24 protein-coding genes are annotated in these 23,999 nt (G+C 35.1%); 13 read left to right on the top strand and 11 right to left on the bottom strand.

The features are described 5' to 3' along the window. Positions 1 to 172 precede the first annotated feature (172 nt). Entirely contained in the window at positions 173 to 850 is a 678-nt protein-coding gene (locus tag MMF97_RS12830; protein WP_243362833.1) for a hypothetical protein, read from the top strand. Here the strand turns inward: MMF97_RS12830 and priA are convergent. Both priA and MMF97_RS12840 read right to left on the bottom strand, forming a co-directional pair. Further along, on the bottom strand, positions 847 to 3,321 hold the full coding sequence (priA, locus tag MMF97_RS12835; RefSeq protein WP_243362835.1) for a replication restart helicase PriA: 2,475 nt from the start codon (positions 3,319 to 3,321) through the stop codon (positions 847 to 849). The two genes, MMF97_RS12830 and priA, sit on opposite strands and share 4 nt — an antisense overlap. Then, the gene (locus MMF97_RS12840) at positions 3,321 to 3,707 is read right to left on the bottom strand and encodes a DUF423 domain-containing protein (protein WP_243362836.1); all 387 of its coding nucleotides are present in this window, start codon (positions 3,705 to 3,707) and stop codon (positions 3,321 to 3,323) included. Before MMF97_RS12840 ends, priA begins: the two co-directional genes overlap by 1 nt. Positions 3,708 to 3,794: 87 nt before the next feature. Here MMF97_RS12840 and MMF97_RS12845 point away from each other — a divergent pair, with 87 nt between their 5' ends. Continuing rightward, the gene (locus MMF97_RS12845) at positions 3,795 to 5,351 is read left to right on the top strand and encodes a DUF3352 domain-containing protein (RefSeq protein ID WP_243362837.1); all 1,557 of its coding nucleotides are present in this window, start codon (positions 3,795 to 3,797) and stop codon (positions 5,349 to 5,351) included. Between the two features lie 44 nt (positions 5,352 to 5,395). Then, positions 5,396 to 6,820 carry a DUF5723 family protein gene (locus MMF97_RS12850; protein ID WP_243362838.1) on the top strand — a complete coding sequence of 475 codons (1,425 nt, stop codon included), beginning with the start codon at positions 5,396 to 5,398 and terminating at the stop codon, positions 6,818 to 6,820. Here the strand turns inward: MMF97_RS12850 and tsaB are convergent. The 6 genes from tsaB to MMF97_RS12880 form a co-directional block, all read right to left on the bottom strand. Next, positions 6,817 to 7,503, bottom strand: a complete 687-nt coding sequence (gene tsaB / locus MMF97_RS12855) for a tRNA (adenosine(37)-N6)-threonylcarbamoyltransferase complex dimerization subunit type 1 TsaB (protein ID WP_243362839.1) — start codon at positions 7,501 to 7,503, stop codon at positions 6,817 to 6,819. The two genes, MMF97_RS12850 and tsaB, sit on opposite strands and share 4 nt — an antisense overlap. A 54-nt stretch (positions 7,504 to 7,557) precedes the next feature. Then, entirely contained in the window at positions 7,558 to 7,788 is a 231-nt protein-coding gene (yidD, locus tag MMF97_RS12860) for a membrane protein insertion efficiency factor YidD (RefSeq protein WP_243362840.1), read from the bottom strand. Then, positions 7,775 to 8,170, bottom strand: a complete 396-nt coding sequence (gene rnpA / locus MMF97_RS12865) for a ribonuclease P protein component (protein WP_243362841.1) — start codon at positions 8,168 to 8,170, stop codon at positions 7,775 to 7,777. Before rnpA ends, yidD begins: the two co-directional genes overlap by 14 nt. A gap of 63 nt (positions 8,171 to 8,233) precedes the next feature. Next, positions 8,234 to 8,392 (bottom strand): 50S ribosomal protein L34, encoded by a 159-nt coding sequence (gene rpmH / locus MMF97_RS12870; RefSeq protein WP_013632808.1) that lies wholly within the window; start codon positions 8,390 to 8,392, stop codon positions 8,234 to 8,236. 101 nt (positions 8,393 to 8,493) lie between these two features. Next, positions 8,494 to 10,863 (bottom strand): endonuclease MutS2, encoded by a 2,370-nt coding sequence (locus tag MMF97_RS12875; protein ID WP_243362843.1) that lies wholly within the window; start codon positions 10,861 to 10,863, stop codon positions 8,494 to 8,496. Position 10,864: 1 nt separating this feature from the next. Continuing rightward, complete coding sequence (locus MMF97_RS12880) at positions 10,865 to 11,248, bottom strand: DUF4296 domain-containing protein (protein ID WP_262916131.1); 384 nt, start codon at positions 11,246 to 11,248, stop codon at positions 10,865 to 10,867. 55 nt (positions 11,249 to 11,303) lie between these two features. On the opposite strand from MMF97_RS12880, the gene MMF97_RS12885 reads away from it, so the two are divergent. From MMF97_RS12885 to MMF97_RS12905, 5 genes are read left to right on the top strand one after another with little or no spacing between them, the layout of a single operon-like run. Beyond that, a complete protein-coding gene (locus MMF97_RS12885; protein ID WP_243362847.1) occupies positions 11,304 to 12,005 on the top strand; it encodes a YggS family pyridoxal phosphate-dependent enzyme in 702 nt (233 codons plus the stop codon). Next, positions 11,995 to 12,462 (top strand): GNAT family N-acetyltransferase, encoded by a 468-nt coding sequence (locus MMF97_RS12890; RefSeq protein ID WP_243362849.1) that lies wholly within the window; start codon positions 11,995 to 11,997, stop codon positions 12,460 to 12,462. The genes MMF97_RS12885 and MMF97_RS12890 overlap by 11 nt, the downstream gene beginning before the upstream one ends. Next, positions 12,459 to 13,265: a DUF3298 and DUF4163 domain-containing protein gene (locus MMF97_RS12895; protein ID WP_243362851.1), complete on the top strand. Its 807-nt coding sequence runs from the start codon at positions 12,459 to 12,461 to the stop codon at positions 13,263 to 13,265. Before MMF97_RS12890 ends, MMF97_RS12895 begins: the two co-directional genes overlap by 4 nt. Continuing rightward, complete coding sequence (locus tag MMF97_RS12900; RefSeq protein WP_243362854.1) at positions 13,265 to 14,530, top strand: aspartate kinase; 1,266 nt, start codon at positions 13,265 to 13,267, stop codon at positions 14,528 to 14,530. Before MMF97_RS12895 ends, MMF97_RS12900 begins: the two co-directional genes overlap by 1 nt. A gap of 11 nt (positions 14,531 to 14,541) precedes the next feature. Then, on the top strand, positions 14,542 to 15,726 hold the full coding sequence (locus MMF97_RS12905) for a class I SAM-dependent methyltransferase (RefSeq protein ID WP_243362855.1): 1,185 nt from the start codon (positions 14,542 to 14,544) through the stop codon (positions 15,724 to 15,726). Here the strand turns inward: MMF97_RS12905 and MMF97_RS12910 are convergent. The 3 genes from MMF97_RS12910 to MMF97_RS12920 all read right to left on the bottom strand — a co-directional run bounded on the left by MMF97_RS12910 (position 15,704) and on the right by MMF97_RS12920 (position 18,351). Further along, positions 15,704 to 16,624, bottom strand: coding sequence for a DUF72 domain-containing protein (locus tag MMF97_RS12910; protein WP_243362857.1), 921 nt, complete (start codon positions 16,622 to 16,624; stop codon positions 15,704 to 15,706). The genes MMF97_RS12905 and MMF97_RS12910 overlap by 23 nt on opposite strands. Positions 16,625 to 16,697: 73 nt before the next feature. Then, positions 16,698 to 17,783 carry a S1C family serine protease gene (locus MMF97_RS12915; RefSeq protein WP_243362859.1) on the bottom strand — a complete coding sequence of 362 codons (1,086 nt, stop codon included), beginning with the start codon at positions 17,781 to 17,783 and terminating at the stop codon, positions 16,698 to 16,700. 1 nt (position 17,784) lies between these two features. Beyond that, positions 17,785 to 18,351 carry an RNA polymerase sigma factor gene (locus MMF97_RS12920; RefSeq protein ID WP_243362860.1) on the bottom strand — a complete coding sequence of 189 codons (567 nt, stop codon included), beginning with the start codon at positions 18,349 to 18,351 and terminating at the stop codon, positions 17,785 to 17,787. Positions 18,352 to 18,727: 376 nt separating this feature from the next. Here MMF97_RS12920 and MMF97_RS12925 point away from each other — a divergent pair, with 376 nt between their 5' ends. The 5 genes from MMF97_RS12925 (at position 18,728) to aroC (ending at position 23,959) form a co-directional block, all read left to right on the top strand. Continuing rightward, on the top strand, positions 18,728 to 18,925 hold the full coding sequence (locus MMF97_RS12925) for a hypothetical protein (protein ID WP_243362862.1): 198 nt from the start codon (positions 18,728 to 18,730) through the stop codon (positions 18,923 to 18,925). A gap of 367 nt (positions 18,926 to 19,292) precedes the next feature. Next, a complete protein-coding gene (locus MMF97_RS12930) occupies positions 19,293 to 20,126 on the top strand; it encodes a prephenate dehydratase (RefSeq protein ID WP_243362863.1) in 834 nt (277 codons plus the stop codon). Between the two features lie 159 nt (positions 20,127 to 20,285). After that, complete coding sequence (locus tag MMF97_RS12935) at positions 20,286 to 21,428, top strand: chorismate mutase (RefSeq protein WP_243362865.1); 1,143 nt, start codon at positions 20,286 to 20,288, stop codon at positions 21,426 to 21,428. Between the two features lie 74 nt (positions 21,429 to 21,502). Then, complete coding sequence (gene aroA / locus MMF97_RS12940; RefSeq protein WP_243362866.1) at positions 21,503 to 22,759, top strand: 3-phosphoshikimate 1-carboxyvinyltransferase; 1,257 nt, start codon at positions 21,503 to 21,505, stop codon at positions 22,757 to 22,759. A gap of 102 nt (positions 22,760 to 22,861) precedes the next feature. Beyond that, the gene (gene aroC / locus MMF97_RS12945; protein ID WP_243362867.1) at positions 22,862 to 23,959 is read left to right on the top strand and encodes a chorismate synthase; all 1,098 of its coding nucleotides are present in this window, start codon (positions 22,862 to 22,864) and stop codon (positions 23,957 to 23,959) included. Positions 23,960 to 23,999 lie beyond the last annotated feature (40 nt).

The following is a 23,999-nucleotide window of genomic DNA, read 5'->3' on the forward strand; positions in this document are numbered from 1 at the left end:
ACTAAAAAATTAACATCTTTTTAACCTTCACTATATCAATCATTAAAAAATTTAGATAAATCTGCTCCGGGTAGTTTTATTGAGCCTTAGATCTTTTGCGTAAATAACGCTACATTTCTATTCGCTAATTAGAAATTTAAAGCTATTTTTGCCTAAATACATATCCTATTATATGCGTAAGATTTTAATTTTTGCTTTGTTGATTTCTTTATCGGGTACCGTTTTTGCACAAAGAGACGGCAACTACAACTACAGTATAGGTGTAAGAGCTTATAATCTTTTTCAGCTTCCAAAAATTTTAGATCAGACCAATTCTTCAGATTACACCACTTCGTATTTAAACGGATTAATGGTTAAGTTTAATGATAATCAGATCGGTATACGTATTTCAGGTAATTACTACTTTAAAAAAGACCTTTCTTTTAAAAACGGATGCGACAACTGCGAAATAGCAACCGGGGATGTGGATGATTTCTGGGCTAAGATCGGGTTTGAAAAGAACTTTAATTACTCTGCAATCCAACCTTATTTTGCTGTTGATTTAGGTTTTAGGGGAATGAATTTTAAAGGAAAAATAAATGAAGTTAATAATACCTCAACTTCTTCTAACACCATTACCAGTAAAAGAGGCTTTATAGCTACTCCTACATTAGGTCTTAAAATCAATCCTGTTAAGCAAATCAGTCTGTTTGCAGAATGTAATATGGATTTTTATTTTTCATATGAGCGCCAGGAAAGAACCCAGAATGACGCTGCAAATACCAGAACTTTTGCCAAATTCAATAAAACCGAAACTTTAATCAATCCGCTTTCTATTGGCATTCAAATTCATTTGGTAGATAAATACTAATAAGGATCTACATCTATTTGTACCAATACACTTTTAAACTCTTTGTGGGTATTAAACTGCGTAACCGTATCTTTAATTAATTGTTTAATCTGTTGTATAGATGCACCCCGTTCTGCCTTTACAATAATCTGTTTGATGTAATAATTTCTGATGCGTGAAACTAAAGGCTGCTCTGGTCCTAAAATTCTTTTACCCAGTTGTACCCTTAACTGATTTGCCAAACTTTGCGCTGCAACGTTTAATACATTGGCATCTTTGTGTTTCACATTCAAAAAAATCAGTCTCGAAAAAGGCGGATAATGATAATTTTTACGTTCTGCCAGCTCTTCTTCGTACATTTCATGGTAATCGTTGGCCATTACCTGCCTAATGATTCTATGGTTATCATTGTAAGCTTGTATGCAAACTTTGCCCTGCTTATCCCTTCTACCTGCACGTCCGGCAACCTGTGCCAGCAATTGATAGCTACGTTCAAAAGCCCTGAAATCAGGGTAATTTAATAAAGTATCGGCATTTATAACACCTATCAGGCTTACATTGTCAAAATCCAGTCCCTTTGCAATCATCTGGGTACCAATTAAAACCTGACTTTTTTTATCCTGAAAATCAGCAATGATTTTCTGCATGCCATTTTTAGTTCTTGTACTATCCAAATCCAGTCTTTGAATTTTAATATCCGGAAAAAGGAGGCTCAGTTCCTCTTCTACCCGCTCAGTACCAAAACCTTTTTGCTCAATATGTACACTGCCACAGGCAGGACAGATATTGACAGAATGCTGATGATAACCACAATAATGACAATGCAACTGTCCGCTCGATTTATGATAAGTAAGACTTACATCACAATTTACACATTTAGGCGCATAACCACAGGTATTACACATTAAAATGGTAGCATAACCACGTCTGTTCTGAAACAAAATAACCTGTTCTTTATTTTGCAATGCCTCAGCAATATCTTCAATCAGAACAGAAGTAAAATACGAATGCATTTTTTTGCGCTTGGTTTCTTCTGCTATGCTCACTACTTTCTGCTCAGGCAGCAAAACACCTCCAAATCTTTCTGTAAGCTCTACCAAACCGTATTTACCGCTTTTTGCATTATAATAGCTCTCTACAGAAGGGGTTGCAGAGCCTAAAATAACCTTAGCCTGATGTAAATAGCCTAAATAAACAGCTGCATCTCTGGCCTGGTAACGTGGAGCAGGATCATATTGTTTGTATGAAGTTTCGTGCTCCTCATCTACAACGATCAGTTTCAAATCGTTAAAAGGTAAAAAGACAGCCGAACGGGCACCTAAAATAACCTGATAAGAGCCATTCAGCACCTTATTCCAGATTTCTACCCTTTCGTTATTGTTAAATTTAGAATGATAAACGCCTATATTATTTCCAAAATATATCCTGATTCGTTCTACAATCTGCGTAGTTAAAGCTATTTCTGGCAGTAAAAAAAGCGCCTGTCCGCCTTGGGCTATGGCTTGTTCTATCAACTTAATATAAACTTGGGTTTTACCCGAAGCAGTAACGCCATGCAAAAGCACTACATCTTTTGTTTGGAACTGCTCTTCTATAGTTGTAAGTGCTATATTTTGAGCAGAACTTAATTTAAAATTGATTTCAAACTCATCGTCAAAACCATTTAAACGACTTACAGGTTTTTGTTTAAGTTCAAATATATTTTTATCAGTTAATGCTTTTATAGCTCCCTGTCCACATCCACTATGTTCTATAATATCACTTTTAGCTACATACTCATGATTTCTCGAAAGACTGATATAGGCCATGAGCGCATCTAATTGCTTGGGGGCTTTTTCCAATAGAGAAAAGAGCTCTTCTAAATGTTGCTGGTCTTTATAAAAAGGATTTAATGCAATAAAAGATTTTAACAAAGGCTTATAACGCTCCACAACTTCTTCGGCAGCAATCACAACTTCTTTATTGATCAGTGCATTAATCAGCGGATACACAGTTTTTTGTCCCAGGAGCTTAGCTACCTGATCAACAGTTATTTTTTGCTGACGGCTCAGTACATCTACAATCAACAGTTCCTTATCTGTAAGATTTGCTTCTCCTGAAAAATCCTCTCTTAAAATAAGAGTTGTTTCGCTAGCCAGCTTCATGCCGTTAGGCAAAGCAGCATTCATTACATCGCCTTCATTACACAAATAATATTGTGCTATCCAATCCCAGAATTTAAATTGTTCTGCATTAACAACCGGTAATTCATCTACTACATCAATAATATATTTAGCTTCGTAATGAACCGGCGGAATGCTTGTTATTGTTTTAATTAAAGCCGTATATAATTTGTGTTTACCAAATTGTACTACCACACGTTTACCTATGGCTATATGATCATTTAGCTCATAAGGTACCCTGTAAGTATAATTTATTACTAAAGAAAGGGGTAATATTACTTCTACGAAAAGTGTTTCTCTTTCTGTGAAATCTGACGCCACTAAATCCATTATTTATCTCTCAATGCAGCCAAAAACAAGCCTATCCATCCCATAACAAAAAAAACGCCTCCTATTGGTGTAACCGGACCTGCATATTTGGCAAAAGATATCTGATAAACATCTCTTACAGCTAAAAGATAAAGTGAACCTGAAAATAATATAATGCCAAGAGAAAAAAACAGGAACGATAAGCTGATCAGTTTGTTTTTATACCTTGCGAAAGTGGATAAATAGAGGATAGCGAAAGTATGATAGAACTGGTATTCAACACCTTTTTGCCAGATAGAAAGCTGATCAGGCGCAAGTATGTTCTTTAGCCCATGGGCTCCAAACGCACCCAAAATCACCGCTAAGGCACCAAAAAAGGAAGCAGTCAGTATTATTTTCTTATTCATTAGAATGATTTTAGATATCGCTAAAATAAGAAATTGAGGATATAATCACAGTAATCATAAAATAAAATTAAATTTGTATGGCTAATCATGAAACGATTTTATTTTGTCATCACCATACTTATTGCTGCCATTTTTATAATGGCCTACCAATATTTTAAGATTTTAAACAAAGGTACTTCTGATAACGAATGGGCACTTAATCAAACTGCTTCAAATGCTGCTTTGCTGGTAAGTTTTGATAATGATAAAACTTTTTACGAGATCATTAACGGACAAGGAATTATCAGACAGGTAATTGGCGAGCAAAAAACCGATCTACTGAAATCCATTTATGAAGATTTTAATGCCAATTCATCGTTTAAAGCAATTTCCGAAAGTAACAAGGTTTTTCTGGGTTTTGTTCCTTTAAAAAACAAGGAGATTGGTTTCATGATCACTTTACAGCTTAAAAACAAGATTAATCCGGGCATTTTTAAGCATTTAAATGCAGAAAATAACAATAACATATTAAAAATAAAATCGGGAGATTCTACTCAGTATTACCTTTCTTTTAAGGATAACAAATTAGCTATTGCCGATAATGAAGATTGCCTGCTACATATTTTCGATAACAAGAACACCAATAATAATTTTGCCAGTTATATCCGTACCCAAAATAAATTCTCAAAAAATGTACTGGCCAATATTTATGTAGATTTTAACCAGTTGTCCAAGCTCTTAGCTCCTATTTTAAATTCTGAATTAAGTGGCGAACTGAATGTTTTAAAGCAAAAAGATATTTATGCCAATTTCAGTTATAATTTCAGTACCGAAAAACTATTATTAAACGGTTACTTGGATATACAAAACGATCATAATTATTTTAAACTGTTTGAAAATATACCTGAACAAAAAATATATATTGATGAAATTCTACCTGATAAAACAGCCAATTACGCCATTTATTCTATAAGTGATTATACTAACTGGCAAAAAGCTTTAATTAAATGGCATAACAATAATAAAAGCGCTCAGAAAACAGAACAACAAATAAATCTGATTAAAGAAAAGTATCGAATAGATCTGAACCAAATTCTACCTAAATATATCAAGAACCAGTTTGGATGTTTTGAATTAAATACAGGCGAAAAATTTGGTCTGATTGCTTTAAATAACGGCGATAAGCTTTCTCAGGCTTTGTTAGATCTTAGCACAGAGTATTCTCCTGAAATAAGAATATTTAAAGAACCAGGCATTTTATATAGCTTTTTTGGCGAACCTTTTAAAAAATTCGACCGCCCTTTTTATATCATAAAAGACAATTTTCTGGTTGTAGCCAATAACGCAAGCAGTTTGCAGGTTTTTCTTAACAGTTACAATAATGGTAAACTATTGGCAGCAACTTCGGGTTACCAGCAGTTTATCAGTCAGTTGCCTAATGCATCAACCATATTGTATTATATCAATAACGACAATTCAACAGATATCTTCAGCAGAAATCTAAAAACTCCTTATTACAAGCATTTCAGATCAGAAAGTGGTTTCAAAAATTACAATGCCTACGGTCTTCAGCTCATGGCTGATAATGGCAAATTTTTAAGTAATGTTGTATTAATGACCAAGCAAAAAGAACTCAGTGTTGATAGTTTAACGCATTTACCCTGATTAAAAATAATTATTATTGATTAGCTTTATAAAAACTGCTATTCATGAAAAAATGCCTGCTTATAGCTGTATTAACCATTGGTACGCTTAATTTAAACGCACAGCAATACGCATTATTTAATACCAAAACTCTTTTTGATGCTTTTGAAAATCCTGCACAAAAAGCATTCACTTTAGATTCTTCACGCAAATTCGCTTCAAATTTACTTTTGCCTTATTTTGACCTGAGCGGATTAAATAAAGGCAGTTCAGATGAAGCATTAAGGAATCTGATTAATAAAGGTTACAGCAATCACAGACTTGGGCCTTTTGATAAAGATTTTGAGAAAACCATGTACGAAAACAATAACATTTACTTGCTTAGTTTTCGAATTTTTAAGAATCATAAATTTCACAAAGAAATGGGATTTTCATGGCAGGTAAGATCAGAAACTCAGATTAATTATGCTGAAAATAAGAGTTTAGGCATCTTCGAAAACTTTGGGAAATGGCTTACCATACCAAGAGTAAACGTGTTCAATAATAATGGCAAACTGCAAAGCTACCATCAGTTTAGTTTCTCTTATAGAGAAAATTACAATAAAAACTGGGCTTTAGGTGCAAAAATTAGTCTATTAAGCGGTATAGGCTATACAGAGTTTTATGCCAATAATTCATCTGTTAACATTAACCCTAATACAAATACCATGCACCTCGTCATGAACGGTACTTACAGAGCCAATTATTCCAATGAAAATAAAGTAAAAATAGCCGACCTCATGCCTTTCAAAAATCCAGGTCTGTCTATTAGTCTTGGAACTACTTATACAACCAAAAACGGTTTTCATTTAATGGCCAATTTAAAAGATCTGGGTTTTATATGGTGGGGTAAGAAAAGTTACGAGGGTAATTTTAATATAGATGAAACGCTTAATGATGTAACGGGCGATAATGCCGCTGCAATTATGCGTAAGAATATGCAGAAGATAGAAACGAGTTTTGGAGAAAACAAGAAATTTGTTTCAAAAACCACTGCCAAAGCCGATTTTTCGGTTTCTAAAACCTTTGGCGCTTACAAGCCTACCTTAATCCTATCTAAAAATGTATTTGATGATTTTGGAGAAGCTGCTCTGGTAAACACGTTAACATCCGGTAATTTTTCTATTAGCGCAGTACCTTCATATACCCTTCAGAAACAATTTAAAGTAGGTGCGCAAGCCATGTATCAAACGCCAAATTTTGAATTCTTTCTGGGCTCTAATGATCTCATAGAAAGCTATTATGCCAGTAAAGAAATCTTAAAAAATCAGGAAACACAATTAACTGGTTACCACAGAGGCTCTGTATATTTAGGTATCGCCTTTAAAATGGGATATGTAGTTGAACATCCGATGAATATGAGCTGGATGCCCGGAGTTGGCGAGAATAAAGATCAGAAAAGCTTTTTCAGTAAGATGTTTGGTATTTTTAAAAAGAAAGCTAAAAATTAAACTTTCTTCTTGGGTGTTGTGGCTACAAAATCTTTTAGGTAAAAGGGTTCAAAATAAGCAATATCTTCAAATTTCTTTTCTTCAAAAGCCTGCTCAGCCAGCTTACTCATATGAGCCGCACTGTTAAAATCAGTATCGTAAAAATGTGCATTAACGTTGTCTATTACAGATTGGCATTTGGCTGCGCCATCGCCAATAAAAGCAATAAAATGGTTTTGCAAGTATAAAGAGAAGCTTTTCTCATCAATAATTTTAGCAGAAACCTCTTCGTAAAAATTAAGCTTGTTGGTATAAACAGCTGTATAAACTTCCATCCTCCTCGCATCAATCATCGGACAGATCAATCCACCAAAATTAGGATGTGCATTGATGTAACCATTAGCCATTAAAGTAAGTGTATTAATTGCGATGAGAGGTTTATCTAATGCAAAACATAATCCTTTAGCAGTTGCTACGCCTATGCGTAAACCGGTATAAGAACCCGGGCCCTTACTTACTGCAATTGCATCCAGATCCTGATATTTTAAACCGGCCTGTAGCATTACATCTTCAATAAAACACGTTAAACTGGAAGCATGAATATTAGAAGCTTTTTGTTCTTTCAATGCGATGGTTTCACCGTTTACGGCAATGGCAACAGAACAAACCTGTGTAGCTGTTTCTATTTGAAGTATAGTAGGCATATCAGATGCAAATATAGGCTAATTATGGATAAGGAAAGAGATTAATCTAAATACTCAGGGTACCGGATCATGCCCATGTCCGCCCCAAGGGTGGCATCTACCAATGCGCTTTAAAGTTAACCAGCCGCCTTTAAAAGGCCCATATTTTTTAATGGCTTCAACTCCATACTGCGAACATGTAGGTGTATAACGGCAATTGGCACCCAATAAAGGTGAAATAAGCCATTGGTATAGCTTAATAAGCCCTAAGAATAATAAGGAAAATATTTGTTTAATGATTCCCATTTTCAGCCATGTTCTGGATAAGCTTTTTGAGCATGCCGTTCATTTTTTTCTCAAAAACAGGATAACTGTAAATTTCTTTACCTACATACTGTACAGATAACAACAATACAGTTTGCGGTGTATTTAAGTAATTGTATAAGAATTCCTGCTTTTGCTTACGGTAAGCTTCTTTTGTGCGTCGCTTGATCAGGTTTCTGTCAACAGCATGCTTATAACGTTTTTTTGCAACGTTAATTACGATCTGAACCGGAAAACTGTGAGATTGAGAAACGGGAAGATAGGTAATCCTGAAAGGATAAAATAAAAAAGAAGAGCCTTTTTTAAATAGCAAGTCTAATGACTTTTTACTACATAAACGCTCTTCTTTTTTAAATGTGTTCATTTTTTTGATCGCTTAAGCTGCAAACTGATTGCCAGTGCTCACTTAAAAATGGCAATCAAAAAATTATGCTTTATGACGACGTTCGTCTGAAACTGTCAATCTTTTTCTTCCTTTTGCACGGCGAGATGCTAATACTCTTCTACCGTTAGCTGTAGCCATTCTTTCGCGGAAGCCATGTTTGTTTCTTCTCTTTCTTTGCGAAGGTTGGAAAGTTCTTTTCATAACTGTATAATATCTTAACTAAAGTTTTTTAATAAGAGGTGCAAATATAAAGGCATTTTTTCAAAAAAACAACAAAGATTAGTTTTTTATTTTAAGAAAAATCACTTTAAGTAAACATAGGTTATACCGTCTCCTCCCCTGTCTAAATGTTCATCCTCAAAATGAGAGATTTCTTTATAACCTTTTAAATGATTTCTGATCAGCTTACGCAAAATACCATCACCTTTTCCATGTATAATTTTAATAGATGAAAATCCCAGCATGATGGCTTTATCCAGATAATTTTCAATTTCCTGGATGGCATTTTCACCCCTCATTCCTCTTACATCCATCTCGGCCTTAAAATTAGACAAAGCTTCGTTTAAACTACCCGAATATGAACTACCCTGTGCAATCTTCTTACCTTGCTTTTTACTGATCTTTTGTAATTTTTTACGTTTTACAACAGATCTCAGTTCGCCAAAAGCAATTACACAATTATCTTTATTTAATTCTAAAACCTGTCCTATGCTTTCTGTTCCGATTAATTGTACCCAATCGCCAACTGCCAATTCAGAATGATCTATTTCTACCACAGGTTTAGGCTCGGGTTTAACTTCATTTTTTTGTAAACCTTTCTGCAGGTTCTGCCTTAATTGCTTGGTCGCTTCTTTATCGGCCTGTTTTTGCCTGATCTGGGCTATGGTATGTTCTACAAGCTTATTGGCTTCTTTAATAATATGTTGCGCTTCAATCTTGGCATCCTTAACCAATTGCTTTTTGTTCTCTTCAAAAAACAGTTTTTGCTTTTCGTTTTCAGCTATGAGGTTATTGTATTTATTTTGCTGATTAGATAATTTAACCTTAGCCTCATGTAAGTTTCTTTTTTCTCTTTCCAGACTTACCAGTAAGCTATCGAGATTATTCTGGCTTGAGCCTATCTTTTCTTTGGCCAGGTTTAAAACCTCTTTTTGTAATCCTATATTCTGGGCTATTTCTAATGCGTAAGAGCTTCCCGGCTTACCAATGTCTAAAATATACAGAGGTTTCATTTTATGGTTGTCAAATAGCATCGAAGCATTTTCAAGTCCTTCGGTATCTCCGGCAAAAAGTTTAAGATTAGAATAGTGAGTAGTAATTACCCCTCTTATTTTCTTGCTATTGAGCACTTCTAAAACTGCCTCTGCCATGGGTCCGCCAAATTGCGGATCGGTTCCTGTTCCAAATTCATCTATCAGCACCAAAGTTTTAGCTGAAGCATGTTCTACAAAATACCGCATTTTTTTAAGATGCGCACTGTACGTACTTAAATCAGATTCTATAGACTGGTCATCACCTATATCGGCAAATATTTGCTGAAAAACACCTACCTCACTATGCTCATCGGCAGGTATAAGCAAGCCACATTGCAACATTAACTGCAACAGACCTACCGTTTTCATACAAACAGATTTACCTCCTGCATTGGGCCCTGATACCACAACAATCCGTGTTTGCTCATTCAAGCCTATGTTTAAGGGCACCACTGCTTTTTTTTCTGCTGCAAAAGAAAGCATCAATAAAGGATGTCTGGCATTAATCAAATTTGTTTTAGGTTCCTTTAGCAGAACAGGCATATTGGCTTCAATATCTATAGCAAACAAGGCCTTTGCTCTTACAAAATCCAGCTTGGTTAAAAAAGAATGGTAGGACAATAAAATAGGAATATACGGCCGCAGATTATCAGTTAGTGCAATTAGAATTCTTATAATCTCGCGTTTGCGTTCAAATTCAAGGTCTCTTAATTTATTGTTCAATGAAAAGACCTCTTCGGGTTCTATATAAACTGTTTGCCCGCTGGCAGATTCATCATGCACATATCCTTTTAACTTACGTTTATTTTCAGCCAGTATCGGAATACAAATTCGCCCATCTCTAACCGTAAGGCTACCATCTGCAACCCAGTTATTGCCAATTGCCATCTTGTAAATGGCATCCATTTTTTTTCTTACCTCCTGTTCTCCCTTTAAGATAGCAGTTGTAATATCAAAAAGCTCTTTAGATGCATTGGGCTTTATCTTTCCTTTGGCGTCCAGAACAGTTTCTATGTAAGCTAAAATGCTACGTTCAACCGGAAGATGTTCAAAAAGAGCTTCCAAATTAGGATATATGTTCTCACGTTCATCAAAGAACCTAATTACAGCAAATACTGTTTGTAAAGAGGTATAAATCTTAAATAGCTCTTCTTCTATCAAATATGCACCTTCAACTTTAATTTTATCGGCCAGAGTTTTGATATCAAAAAAAGCGTTGATCTGTAAAGGCTCCTGATTTTCTAATATACTTTTAAATTCTTTGGTCTGTTGCAGAAATTTCTCTATCTGATCAAAACGGGTCATTACCTGCATTTTTGAAACCAGGTTTTGTCCCATTGTGCTTAAGCAATGTTTATGAACCAGCTGTCTTATTTCGTTAAAGCCTAATCTCTCTTCGCAATTATCCGGGTATAACATTTTATTCAACAGGTTTTAAAGTAAGTTTCTTAGTCGCCCTTTCGCTTTCTTTTTCCCGCTCTTTTTTTAATCTTTCTGTTATTTTCTCGTACATTTTATTAAACAAATCGGGGTTCTTATAATAATAAGAGAGGCTTTTGTTATACAAAGCCGAATCTATAGTGTATTTTTTATAAATACCTTTATATAAAGGAGCTGAAACTTTTTTTGCGCTATCCTGGTTAGCCAGTGTAGTAGCGTAACCATCCACTACATGAATATCATATAAGATCTTTTCCATTTTATCTGGTTGGATAATATCTTTTGGTATGTCCGGTTTACAGCTAAAAAGCAGAGTCGCTACAAAAAGAAACGCAAATACTGGTCTAAAGGTCAAAATATTCATCTTTCTTAGGTTAAATTACGCTAAGGTTACTAATTTTGGGTAAAAATACTGATAAATGAGCATTGCCAATAACTTATTAAAATATAAAAATGAAATTGAAGCGCTAAACGTTAAACTCGTGGCGGTTTCAAAAAACCATTCTGCCGATGCGGTTATGGAAGCTTATAATGCGGGTCAAAGGGTATTTGGCGAAAATCTGGTTCAGGAAATGGTAGATAAACAGGTTAATTTACCTGCTGATATAAAATGGCATCTGATAGGTCATTTACAAAGCAATAAAGTAAAATACATTGCTCCTTTTGTTAAACTTATTGAATCTGTAGATAGTTTAAAGCTACTTAAAGAGATAAACAAACAGGCCGAGAAACACCAACGTATAATTGATTGCTTATTACAAATTAACATTGCTGATGAAGAAACCAAATTTGGTTTGGATTTTGACGAAGCCATAGAATTATTGCGATCAGAAGAATTCTCTGCTTTTAAAAATATCAGAATCATTGGTTTAATGGGTATTGCCACCAACAATGCTTCAGAAAAACAGACCAAAGCCGAGTTTAATGAATTAAAAGTATTATTTGATGGATTAAAACTGAGTTTCTTTAGAGATCAGGATTATTTCAAAGAGATTTCAATGGGTATGTCTTCTGACTATAAAATAGCCATAGAAGAAGGTAGCACAATGGTAAGAATAGGGAGCAGTATTTTTGGTAAACGTATCATTAAACATTGGAAATTACAGCAAAATGAAAATTGAAATCAGAAAAGCCGTTAAAGAAGATTGTACCCGACTTTTAGAGTTGATCAATGAACTGGCTGTATATGAAAAGGCACCTGAAGAAGTTACCGTTACACTTGATGAATTTATAGATGCCGGTTTTGGCTCAAATAAAGTTTGGGACGCTTTTGTTGCTTTAGATAATGGTATCATTGTAGGAATGGCCTTATATTACATCCGCTATTCTACCTGGAAAGGTTGCAGATTGTATCTTGAGGATTTTCTCGTTACTGATAATTATAGAGGCAAAGGAATAGGTAAAATATTATTTGACCGTGTGGTAGAAGAAGCCAAAGCCAAAAATTACAATGGCATGAACTGGCAGGTATTAGAATGGAATACTCCAGCAATTAATTTTTATGATAAATATGGCGCAAATTATGACGCTGAATGGCTGAACGGTTCATTCTCAAAAGAAAAACTCCTTACATTATGAAAAACATATCCTTAAAAACAACGCTATTTTTTCTATTCATTGCCCTGTCTTTTTTTGCATGTCGCAATGAAGAAAAAAAGGGTAAAGATTTAACAGGAACAGATACTTTAACTTATAAAACCGAGCACATACAGGTATTAAGTAGTTATATTCCCAAACCACAAGATGGGATAACAGACATTACAAAAGCTACCATTTCATACCCGGTATTTCAGAACAAAGCTTTAAATGATTACCTTTTAAAGCAGGTATTTAGTTTTTTCTCTCAGGAAGAACCTCCTACCTCTTACCAAGATGTTGCTAACAGCTTTGTTAAAGGTTATGATGAATTTGCGACTGAAAACAAAGATTATACACATAGCTGGTACTTAGACATCAACATCAAACCGATAAGTCAATTTAAAGACTATATTGCACTAGCTTATACACATAGCGATTATACTGGTGGTGCTCATGGCTCACACAACATCATCTATATTAATTTTGATCCCGTTCAGAATAAGCCTTTAACTTTAGACAACCTTATAGAAAATGGCTCTTCAATTAAGTTGACTGCTCTAGGCGAACAAATTTTTAGGAAAGATGAAAAATTAAGCGCAACGGAGCCTCTTACAGAAAAATATTTCTTTGAAAACGGAAAATTTATATTGCCTTTAAACTTCTATATTGGCAAAAATGGTCTGGTATTTCTATACAATGCTTATGAAATTAAGCCTTATGTTGATGGAACTACCGAACTCGTGATCCCCTTTGATCAATTAAAAGGGATATTAAAACCTCAATATCTAACTGCAAAAAATTAATGTACATCTATAAATTTGGCGGTGCATCAGTAAAAGATGCCGCCGGTATCAAAAACGTAGCTCATATCATTAAAAACTATGGCGAAAAGCAACTATTGGTAGTGGTATCTGCCATGGGTAAGATCACCAACCAATTAGTGGCCCTGACCAATGCTCACGTTAACAACGATGACCACAAACATTTTCTTTTTGAAGAAATAAAGGCATTCCATTACCGGATCATGGAGGAATTATTTACCGACCATAAAAATCCAATTTATAATGACGTGGCTAATACTTTTGTTGAAATAGAATGGTTACTTGAAGAAGAAGCGCAAGACGGTGCCGATTATCTATATGACCAGATCGTAGCCGTAGGAGAATTGGTATCTTCTAGGATCCTTGCAGCTTACTTAAGTTTAACAGGATGTGTAGGTATATGGCAGGATGCACGTAATTATATAAAAACAGATAATAATTATACTGAAGCAAATGTATTTTGGGATAAGACCATTCACGAAATCCAAAAGCATCTGCCTTCTTATACTGAAAATGGTATTGTAATTACCCAGGGTTTCATAGGGAGTACAAGCGAAAACTTTACCAGTACTTTAGGTCGGGAAGGTTCTGATTATTCTGCAGCTATTTTTGCTTCGGCTTTAAATGCAAAATCGGTAACCATTTGGAAAGATGTACCGGGTGTACTCAATGCCGACCCTAAATGGTTTGATGAAACAGAGCTTATTCCACATCTTTCTTATCATGATGCCATAGAATTAACCTATTATGGTGCTACGGTTATCCATCCTAAAACAATCAAACCAATTCAGAATAAAGGCATTCCTTTGTATGTAAGGTCATTTATTCACCCTGAAGGTGAAGGTACAATGATTAACAATACCGAAGCTCCCTTACCAGTTCCTTCTTTCATTTTTAAAGTAGATCAGGTACTGATTTCTATTTTCCCAAAAGACTTTTCTTTTATTATAGAAGAGAATTTAAGCCACATATTTGCCATTCTTCATCGTAACAAGGTAAAGGTAAATACCATGTTGAACTCAGCCATCAGTTTTTCTATCTGTGTAGATAACCAGGCGCATAAGATAGATGCTTTGTTAAAAGACTTGTCTGAAACCTTTAAGGTAAAATACAATGAAAATATGGAGTTGGTGACCATCAGATATTACAACCAGCAAACTATTGACAGGGTTACCGTAGATAAAGAAGTATTATTAGAGGTAAAAAGCAGGCATACTTGTCAGATGGTTATGAAGAATAAAAACTAAAACTGTATATTTTGAATAAATATATTTTAGACGAAGTAGTTCAGCACTTTATTAATGAGCATTTAAATAAAGATGTGAATAAGATTGCCTTGTCTAAACCTGTTTTTGATCATATAAATAACAGCGAACTGGCCAATCAGATTACAGCTAAAAAGAAGTCTGCACATAAATTACCTACCTGGTTTCACACCAATTATATCTATTATCCTGCTTTATTATCTATAGAACAATGTTCATCAGAGCCTACAGCCATTTATAAATCGGGATTGGTAAAAGGCAGCGGTTTAATAGATCTTACTGCTGGTTTTGGTGTAGATAGTTTTTTCTTCTCAAAAAAAGCGGACAAAGTCATCAGTTGTGAAATTAATGAGGAGCTGGCTGAAATTAATGCCTACAATGCCAAATTACTTCGGGCAGATAACATCAAAGTATTAAATACAGATGGTATAGCCTACTTAGAGGATTGCGAACAAGTATTCGATACCATTTATATAGATCCCGCCAGACGTAATCAGAATAATAAGGTTTTCATGCTAAAAGACTGTAGCCCTGATGTGGTACAGCACCATGCTCTACTTTTAGCAAAAGGGAACAGGATTATCATCAAAACAGCACCTCTCTTAGATATCATTGCAGGCTTAAATGAATTAAAAAATGTAAGCGAAATCCATATTTTAAGTGTTAAGAACGAATGCAAGGAGTTACTATGGGTATTAGATAAAAATGCCGATAGTAGCGCAATTAAGATTACCTGTGCAACCCTAAACGATCAAGGCACCAAATACTTTTCTTTTAATCTACATGAACAACAAACAACTGTTGAATATGCAGATATACACGTTAATGGTTATTTGTACGAGCCAGATGTTGCATTGCTAAAAAGTGGAGCATTTAATTTAATCGGACTAAAATATGGTTTGAATAAGCTTCATGCGCAAAGCCATCTGTATTTTTCTGAAGAGGCCAAACCTGATTTTGCCGGACGCATCTTTAAGATTGAAAAAATCCTAAAAGTTAATGAGCTCAAAAAAGAAAAAGATTTGCAAGGCAATGTTATTGTAAGGAATTTTCCTGACAAAGCCGAAAGCTTAGCCAAAAAATACAAAATAAAACCGCACCAAACCCAGTTCTTAATCTTTACACAAGATACAGAAGGTTATAAGGTTATCGATGCTAAAATAATTCAGCATTATTGATGAAATTTATCCGTTTTAAACCTGCTCCTAGCTCTTTATTAAAAACTTCTATGGTATAATCGGCTATGATAGGTGTATCTTTCTCATCATGCTGATGCAGGAAAAAATAAACATCTTCCAATCCTCTATCTAACCAGCTTTTCAAACGCATTGCCCATTCATCCACTCGCTTTTTATCGGAATCTAAATATTTCCCGCCATTACCTACAAATCTTATAAAGGCTTTAGGTGTGCTCAATTCCATATGTACGCAATCACGCCTGCCGCTGGCATCTGTTATAACTGCTCCTTTATTTAAGCTTGCTAATAGGGCAAACAGGTCTTTTCTGGCTTTACCATCCTTAAACCAGTCTGTATGCCGTACTTCAACAAACATGTTCAGATCAACAGGCAAAAGCGTTAAGTAATTTTTAAGGGCATCAAAGTTCTTAGGGCCAAAATTATCGCTGAGCTGTAAAAAACATGGACCCAGATATTTGCCAAAGTTATGAATAGCCTGAAGGTATAAATCAGTTTCTGGTTGCGCATTTACCAGACGTTTAATATGGGTAATGTTTTGGGTAAATTTAGGACAGAACAAAAAATCCTGCTTTGCATAATGTTCTGCTATTTCTTTCCATTTTACAATCTGCTCTGCTTTAGGAATTCCATAAAAAATAGCATTGAGTTCTATGGTATTAAAATGCTTTACATAATGCATCAAGAAATCCTTTTCTTTGGTTTTTGGAGGATATATTAGATTTATCCATTCTTTTCTACCCCATTTGGCACAGCCTATATAAAAATTAGTATCAGTTCTCTTTTTACCTTTTAAGGTTAATAAAGTCTGTTCACCATCTGCCGGTAGTGTAAAATCAATGGTATTGATCTCATTTTCCAAAACTTTTCCAAACTCCATATTGTGTCTCCCTTTAAACAATAAATCCCCGAAACTTCTCAATTTCGGGGATTTAAATTTATTAAGTATCTGCTTAATTATAAACTTTAATCATAAAAACATAATCTTGCATTCTTTCTACCTGCTTGTTACGTTTTAATCCCTGCAACTGACTTTTTTTGCCATAGGTAACTTTTCTGCTTAATGAATCTTGTGGAATGGCATTCAAAGCTTCCATGATATATTTAGATTTCACAGCAAAAGTAGCGCCATCTGTTTTATTTTCTTTACCGTTAATGATACCTACTATATTACCGTTGTTATCTAACAAAGGGCCACCGCTATTGCCCGGATTTACCGGAATAGCTACCTGATAGGCCAAAGTATCGCCATCTATACCTGTTTTTGAGCTCACATAACCATCGCCCAGTACAATATCATCTTTAGGAAAGCCTAAGGTAAATACAGCTTCACCTACACCTGATAAGCCTCTGCGGATTGCATAAGGAAGTCCCGGAAGGTTAAAAGATTTATCCGTAATTTTTAAAATAGCAATATCGTTCTGCGAATCTGTATAAATAGCTTTAACCTTATAAGATACGCCTTTATTATTTTGGACATATACAGAATCTGCACCGCTGATCACATGGTAATTGGTAGCAATATAACCATTGGCAGAAACGGCAAAACCTGTACCTCCATATCTTGCTACAGGTGTTCTGTTAGTAGAGCTGTTTTTTGAGTTAATGTTACGGATAAGATTGTTCTGAGAACGTTTCAATTGTGCCAAATCGCGGCTCATAGCCTCAAAACTACCTGCCTGTTTGCTATTATTCTGTATAGAATAGATAGAAATCATAGCTAAGATCAAGAAAGAAGCTGCCACAGCAATAGCTGCTTTATTGTTTCTCCATAGCTGTACAATTTTAGAAGGGTGTGGTTTGTATGCCTCTACTAAAGTATCTACATCTATTTGGCTATGTGCATAGTTTAACTGCTCTTTAAGCTTAACAACAGTAGAATATTGTGCCATAGCATCTAAAAACACTTTATGTGCAACTACTTTATGATCTATTATAGGATCATTCTTTCTCAGTTGCTCAAAAGCCTCACGCTCGGCAGTATTCAGTTTATCGTTAAGATAATCTTCAATAATTGCTTCTAAATCCGCTTCTCTCATTTTAGTTATTAAAAAACAGTTTCTTTAACCTTTGTAAACATTTATATTTCTGCGTTTTTGCATTATCGGCATTTGTATAGCCAAATTTTTCGCAGATATCCTGCATGGATAAATTGTGAATATAAAAGTCCTGTATAATGGTTTTACAAGGCTCGCCTAAGTTTTCGAGGGCTTCCTGCATCTTATCAAACTGAAGGTCTTTTTGTTCATGCTGTTCTACATCATCATCTACTACCAAAACCTCTTCAAAATCTGCAATGTTGCTCGTTTTTTTATTGCGTTGGGTTAGCTTCTTTAACCATATTCTTCTGCTTACAGAATAGATATAGGTTTTTAGCTTACTGCTTAGTTCAAAGCTCCCTTCCTTTACTTTATTATAAAGTACGATAATCGTTTCCTGATAAACATCCTTAGCTTCATCTTCATCGCCGCTGTTGTTTAAAATAAATTGCAGCACCATCGGAAAATAAGCCGCATACAATTTATTTAACGCCTCCTCAGAATTATTGAGTATGCCTAAAACTACCTCTCTGTCTGTCGGAACCTGATTATTAAACTTTATATTCACCTATTAATACGTTAAAACTCAAATGGTAACCCAAAAATTTAAAATTAATATTAAATGCGCTGCTTTTATTATTTTAAAACGCAAAACTATTAATATTGCACATAAATCATGTACTTAAATTTCAGATTAAATATTGGGGTAAGTTATGATTTCCTGCAATTGAAAAGATAAAAACATAGGTATATCTTCATATTATTAAGGAGGTAACCTATAAATACCGCAATAAAACAAAGATTTTAAAAAACTCAAAATCAATAGCTTAAGATAAAAATTAAAAAAAAGTGATTTTTTTTTCAAAGTAGTGGGTTACCTTTTTACCTTTGCGGCATTAAGAGTAAAATTTAATTAATTAATTATTTTAAACAGAAAATTCAAAATGAAAAATTTATTCAAACTTGGCTTCGTAGCTTTCGCTTTAACTTTAACTGTAGCTGCTTGTTCATCAGAGAAAAAAGCAGAAGGTACTGACACTATCGGTACTGATACTACTATCAAAGCTGATACTACAGTAACTGATACAGTTGTTAAAACTGATACTACTGTTAAAGCTGATACTACTACTGTAAAACACTAATAGTAATAGTCAAAAACAATTATAAAAAAAGCACCGATTAAATCGGTGCTTTTTTTATGTCCTTATATTTCTATTTCTTCCTCTAGGTGCTTTTTCTCTTATTTTTAATTCGCAGGTATTTCCTCCCCACTTTCTTACAAAATAATATTCCGCAAAAATTATTTTAAAATAACTATTGACAAATTAAATTTGTTATGTACATTTGACACCGAAAAGCAAAAATGAATATTAACACTACATATTGGTTTGGTTACTTTTACTACTTTAGTAAGAGCCGGGACTGATATGCAAAAAATATAAGCAAATAAAATATTTTGTATAAGAAAGTCCCGGCAAAGCGCCGGGACTTTTTTTGTTTAAAGCATTTATGAAAAAGAAACCCAGAGTAGCCATACAAGGTATAAAAGCATCGTTTCATGAGGAAGCGGCCTACAAATTCTTTGGTAAAGAAATAGAGACCATAGAGTGCAATTCGTTTAAACAAACTTGCGATAAGCTTGAAAACAACGAGGCTGATTTTGTGATCATGGCCATCGAAAATTCTATTGCAGGCAGTCTTTTACCTAATTATACACTTATAAGAGAGTACAATTTTGCGGTAACAGGTGAAGTTTATTTACCTATCCAATTGCACCTTTTGGCTTTACCGGGCGTTAAATTTGAAGACGTAAAAGTTGCTACCTCCCATCCTATTGCCATTAGACAGTGCGTTGATTTCTTTGACGATTTTCCACAAATAACCGTAATTGAAGGTAATGATACAGCTGCCTGTGCAAAAAAGATAAAAGACGAACAACTGAAAGATACCGTAGCCATAGCAAACAGTCTTGCTGCTGAATTGTACGGGTTAAATATTCTGGAAAGACGTATCGAATCAAACAAAAAGAACTTTACACGCTTTCTTATTCTAGAACAAAACAAGAACGAACAGGAAAAACCAATCAATAAAGCTTCTATCTGTTTTCAAGTTGGAAATCACGTAGGTGCATTGAGCAAAGTGTTGCAGATTTTTGCGGAACTGAACGTAAACCTTACCAAAATACAATCTATGCCTGTTTTGGGTAAAAGAAATGAGTATTATTTCTACGTAGATATGGAATGGAAAGAAATGGAAAATTATGATACCGCCATACGCAGAGCGCTTAAATACACTGTTAACTTTAATATTATGGGCGAGTACCTGAAGAATGATAAGGTTTAAGGAGTCGGAAGTCTGATGTCGGAAGTCTGAAGACCGATGTTGGAAGTTGAAAGGCTAAAGTTGAGAGTCGGAAAATCGAAGTGAAAGTTCAAAACGATAAGCAAAAGACGAATAACAAATAACGATAAACGAATAATTAAAAAATAAATATCCTAATAGATGAAACTAAATTTAAACATTGAACCCTTAAGCAATTGGATCAGCGTAACAAATGAACCTTTGCTGATATCAGGCCCTTGTAGTGCAGAAACTGAAGATCAATTGTTAACCACCGCTCATTTACTTGCTGCAACAGGTAAAGTAAGTGTGTTAAGAGCAGGTATCTGGAAACCTCGTACCCGTCCGGGAGAGTTTGAAGGTATTGGCAGTATTGGTCTTGAATGGTTAAAACGGGCAAAAGCCGAAACAGGTTTACCTACCGCTGTTGAAGTAGCCAATGCCAAACACGTAGAAGAAGCTTTAGCTGCTGGCGTAGATATTCTTTGGATAGGTGCCCGTTCTACCGTTAATCCTTTTACAGTTCAGGAAATTGCCGATGCCTTAAAAGGTCATGATGTTCCTGTTTTGGTAAAAAACCCGGTTAATCCAGATCTACAATTATGGATTGGTGCCTTAGAGCGTATCAATAAAGCTGGTATTACAAAATTAGGTGCTATACATAGAGGCTTCTCTTCTTTTGAAAAAAGCTCTTTCCGTAATGAACCAATGTGGGAACTTGCCATTCAGTTAAAAACGCTTTGTCCTGAATTACCTATCATTAACGATCCAAGCCACATTTGTGGTAACCGTGAATTAATTCCCTACATTTCGCAAAAAGCACTGGATCTGAATATGCAAGGTTTAATGATCGAATCACATTTAGATCCTTCGGTAGCATGGACCGATGCCAAACAACAGCTTACTCCTGCTGCCGTTAACGAATTAATGGAGCGTTTAACTGTGCGTGAACCTGATTCTAAAAATGAAGCATTTGCAGATAAATTGACCGAATTGCGTAAGCAAATTGATAAGATAGATGACTTGTTGTTACAGAAATTAGGTGAGCGTATGGCCATAGTTGAAAAAATTGGCGAATATAAGAGAGATAATCAAGTAACCATTTTGCAGGTAAACCGTTGGGATGAAATCAGTAAAAAAGGCGCTGCTTTTGCTAAAGCCTTGAAATTAGATACTGCATTTACAGAGAAATTTTTAGAACTTGTACACAGTGAATCTATCAGAAAGCAAACAGAGATCATGAACAACATGAACGAAGCGGCAAAAGGTATCGCTGCTGAAAATCATGCTGAAGTAAAAGCTTAAACATTAACTATCAGGATATTTAATTTATGGAGAGGTTTAGGCCTCTCCTAATCTTACCTAATTTATTTCGTATAATGCACAAAAACGCAGTTATATCATTTAAAGGGCCCAAACATATTGATGCGGAGATCTATTTAACAGGTTCAAAAAGCGAGTGCAACAGGGCTTTGATTATCGAAGCATTGAGCAAACAGCTTGTTAAAGTAGAAAATCTGTCTAACGCGGCAGATACTGTAACCTTACATCAGGTCTTGAGCAAATTAGAACATTCAACCGCACAAGAACAGACTATTGATGTTGGTCCGGCGGGTACTGCAATGCGTTTTCTAGCCGCCTACCTTTCTGCCAAAAATGGTAATTTCCTGTTAACAGGAACTGAAAGGATGAAACAGCGGCCTATTGGTATATTGACCGAAGCTTTAAATGAAATTGGTGCCGATATAGCATATGAAGAAAAAGAAGGCTTTCCGCCTTTGAAAATTAAAGGGCCATTGGCTCAAAAAAAGAATCATATCCAAATTAAAGGCGACATCAGTAGTCAGTATATTTCTGCTTTACTGATGCTTGCCCCTACTTTACCTTTAGGTTTAACTTTAGAGATTGAAGGCGAGCTAACTTCTAGACCTTATGTAGAAATGACCTTAGCTATGTTAGCTGAATGTGGCATTTCTCATGAATGGAATGAAAATCTTATTGTTATTCAACATCAGGATTTTAAGCCTGCTACGCTTATTGTAGAGCCAGATTGGAGTGCTGCTTCTTATTGGTATAGCATTGCAGCTTTAGCTGAAAATGCCCGGATCAGTTTACCACACTTGCGCAAACAAAGTTTACAGGGAGATAGCCAGATCAGTATTATCATGGAAATCTTTGGTATCAATACTTATTCTACAGCTAATGGCATTGCTTTTACAAAAGATCAGGAAATTAAAAATACATCAGCAATATTAGATCTAAAAACCTGCCCTGATTTAGCGCAAACCATTATTGTTGTAGCTGCTACCTTAAGGCTTAACCTATCGTTTACAGGTTTGGAAACGCTAAAAATAAAAGAAACCAACCGGGTAGCTGCTCTGCAAAATGAGCTGGCTAAAATTGGTGTAAAGCTCCATGAAAATAATCTTATCTATACTTTAGACTGCTCTGCTCTTTCTTTTCCTAAGAAAATAACTGTGGCTACTTATGAAGATCATCGTATGGCCATGGCTTTTGCTCCTTTGGCTTTATTAATTGATGAAGTAGAAATCGAAGATTATAGGGTAGTTGAAAAATCTTATCCTTATTTTTGGGAAGACTTGAAGAAAGCGGGATTTGAAGTAGTTAGTACTTAGTAAAAAGTATTTAGACTATTACAAATCTTCTAAATTATAAAAACAACATTAATACATCTAACTACTAAATACTAACTACCAAAACAATCAATATTATAAAAAATGGCAGGCAACTCATTTGGACAGCTTTTTCGCATTACTACTTTTGGTGAATCGCATGGAACTGCAATCGGCGTAATCTTAGACGGTTGTCCGGCCGGGCTAAACATTGATTTAGATTTTATACAAGCCGAACTTGATAAGAGAAAACCTGGACAATCAAAAATTACTACTCAACGTAAGGAAAGCGACACTGTACAAATTCTTTCGGGCATTTTTGAAGGAAAAAGTACTGGCACTCCCATAGCCATGCTTATTCCTAATGAAGATCAACGTAGTAAGGACTATGGTCATAATGTGGATGTTTATAGGCCAAGCCATGCCGATTATGTGTATGATGCTAAATATGGTATCAGAGATCATCGTGGCGGAGGGCGTTCATCGGCAAGAGAAACTGCGGTAAGAGTAGCGGCTGGTGCTATTGCCAAATTATTACTAAAAGTGTATAACATTGATATTTTTGCCCATGTTACCGCTGTAGGAAAAATTAATGCGCCAAATATCGAACTGAATAATATTGATGAACTTCTTAAGATAAGAGAAGAAAATATTGTTCGCTGTGCCGATCCTGCTACAGCCAACGAAATGATTGAATTTATTGACAGCGTTCGTAAAGATGGAGATACTGTTGGCGGTAAGGTTAGCTGTATTGTAAAAGGTTGTCCGGCTGGTTTAGGTGAACCTGTTTTTGACAAATTGCATGCAGACTTAGGTAAAGCAATGCTAAGTATCAATGCCGTACATGGTTTTGAATATGGTTCTGGTTTTGAAGGTACCGAATTACGAGGTTCTGAGCATAATGATATTCCTCTTCCTAAATCGGCTGATGTTAACCAATTTAAAACCGTTACCAATCATGCAGGGGGTATTTTAGGTGGCATTTCAAACGGAATGGATATTACATTTAAAGTTGGTTTTAAGCCGGTGGCTACCATTATGCACAACCAGCCTACCATTAATGCTGCCGGAGAATTGGCTGAAATAAAAGGTAAAGGGCGTCATGATCCTTGCGTTGTACCAAGGGCTGTGGTTATTGTAGAAGCGATGGCTGCTTTGGTTATTGCTGATCATTTGTTAAGGGACAAAACTGTAAAATTGTAAATTCGTATCTATGCGTAATTTCTTGGTTGTATTCTTTCTA

Source organism: Pedobacter montanisoli (assembly GCF_022809115.1).
In the GTDB taxonomy this organism is placed as follows: Bacteria; Bacteroidota; Bacteroidia; order Sphingobacteriales; family Sphingobacteriaceae; genus Pedobacter; species Pedobacter montanisoli.

Bases quoted from the DNA above. Each gene is read 5' to 3' on its own strand.
- MMF97_RS12830 (WP_243362833.1), top strand. From the start codon at position 173: ATGCGTAAGATTTTAATTTTTGCTTTGTTGATTTCTTTATCGGGTACC.
- priA (WP_243362835.1), bottom strand. From the start codon at position 3,321: ATGGATTTAGTGGCGTCAGATTTCACAGAAAGAGAAACACTTTTCGTA.
- MMF97_RS12840 (WP_243362836.1), bottom strand. From the start codon at position 3,707: ATGAATAAGAAAATAATACTGACTGCTTCCTTTTTTGGTGCCTTAGCG.
- MMF97_RS12845 (WP_243362837.1), top strand. From the start codon at position 3,795: ATGAAACGATTTTATTTTGTCATCACCATACTTATTGCTGCCATTTTT.
- MMF97_RS12850 (WP_243362838.1), top strand. From the start codon at position 5,396: ATGAAAAAATGCCTGCTTATAGCTGTATTAACCATTGGTACGCTTAAT.
- tsaB (WP_243362839.1), bottom strand. From the start codon at position 7,503: ATGCCTACTATACTTCAAATAGAAACAGCTACACAGGTTTGTTCTGTT.
- yidD (WP_243362840.1), bottom strand. From the start codon at position 7,788: ATGGGAATCATTAAACAAATATTTTCCTTATTATTCTTAGGGCTTATT.
- rnpA (WP_243362841.1), bottom strand. From the start codon at position 8,170: ATGAACACATTTAAAAAAGAAGAGCGTTTATGTAGTAAAAAGTCATTA.
- rpmH (WP_013632808.1), bottom strand. From the start codon at position 8,392: ATGAAAAGAACTTTCCAACCTTCGCAAAGAAAGAGAAGAAACAAACAT.
- MMF97_RS12875 (WP_243362843.1), bottom strand. From the start codon at position 10,863: ATGTTATACCCGGATAATTGCGAAGAGAGATTAGGCTTTAACGAAATA.
- MMF97_RS12880 (WP_262916131.1), bottom strand. From the start codon at position 11,248: ATGAATATTTTGACCTTTAGACCAGTATTTGCGTTTCTTTTTGTAGCG.
- MMF97_RS12885 (WP_243362847.1), top strand. From the start codon at position 11,304: ATGAGCATTGCCAATAACTTATTAAAATATAAAAATGAAATTGAAGCG.
- MMF97_RS12890 (WP_243362849.1), top strand. From the start codon at position 11,995: ATGAAAATTGAAATCAGAAAAGCCGTTAAAGAAGATTGTACCCGACTT.
- MMF97_RS12895 (WP_243362851.1), top strand. From the start codon at position 12,459: ATGAAAAACATATCCTTAAAAACAACGCTATTTTTTCTATTCATTGCC.
- MMF97_RS12900 (WP_243362854.1), top strand. From the start codon at position 13,265: ATGTACATCTATAAATTTGGCGGTGCATCAGTAAAAGATGCCGCCGGT.
- MMF97_RS12910 (WP_243362857.1), bottom strand. From the start codon at position 16,624: ATGGAGTTTGGAAAAGTTTTGGAAAATGAGATCAATACCATTGATTTT.
- MMF97_RS12915 (WP_243362859.1), bottom strand. From the start codon at position 17,783: ATGAGAGAAGCGGATTTAGAAGCAATTATTGAAGATTATCTTAACGAT.
- MMF97_RS12925 (WP_243362862.1), top strand. From the start codon at position 18,728: ATGAAAAATTTATTCAAACTTGGCTTCGTAGCTTTCGCTTTAACTTTA.
- MMF97_RS12930 (WP_243362863.1), top strand. From the start codon at position 19,293: ATGAAAAAGAAACCCAGAGTAGCCATACAAGGTATAAAAGCATCGTTT.
- MMF97_RS12935 (WP_243362865.1), top strand. From the start codon at position 20,286: ATGAAACTAAATTTAAACATTGAACCCTTAAGCAATTGGATCAGCGTA.
- aroA (WP_243362866.1), top strand. From the start codon at position 21,503: ATGCACAAAAACGCAGTTATATCATTTAAAGGGCCCAAACATATTGAT.
- aroC (WP_243362867.1), top strand. From the start codon at position 22,862: ATGGCAGGCAACTCATTTGGACAGCTTTTTCGCATTACTACTTTTGGT.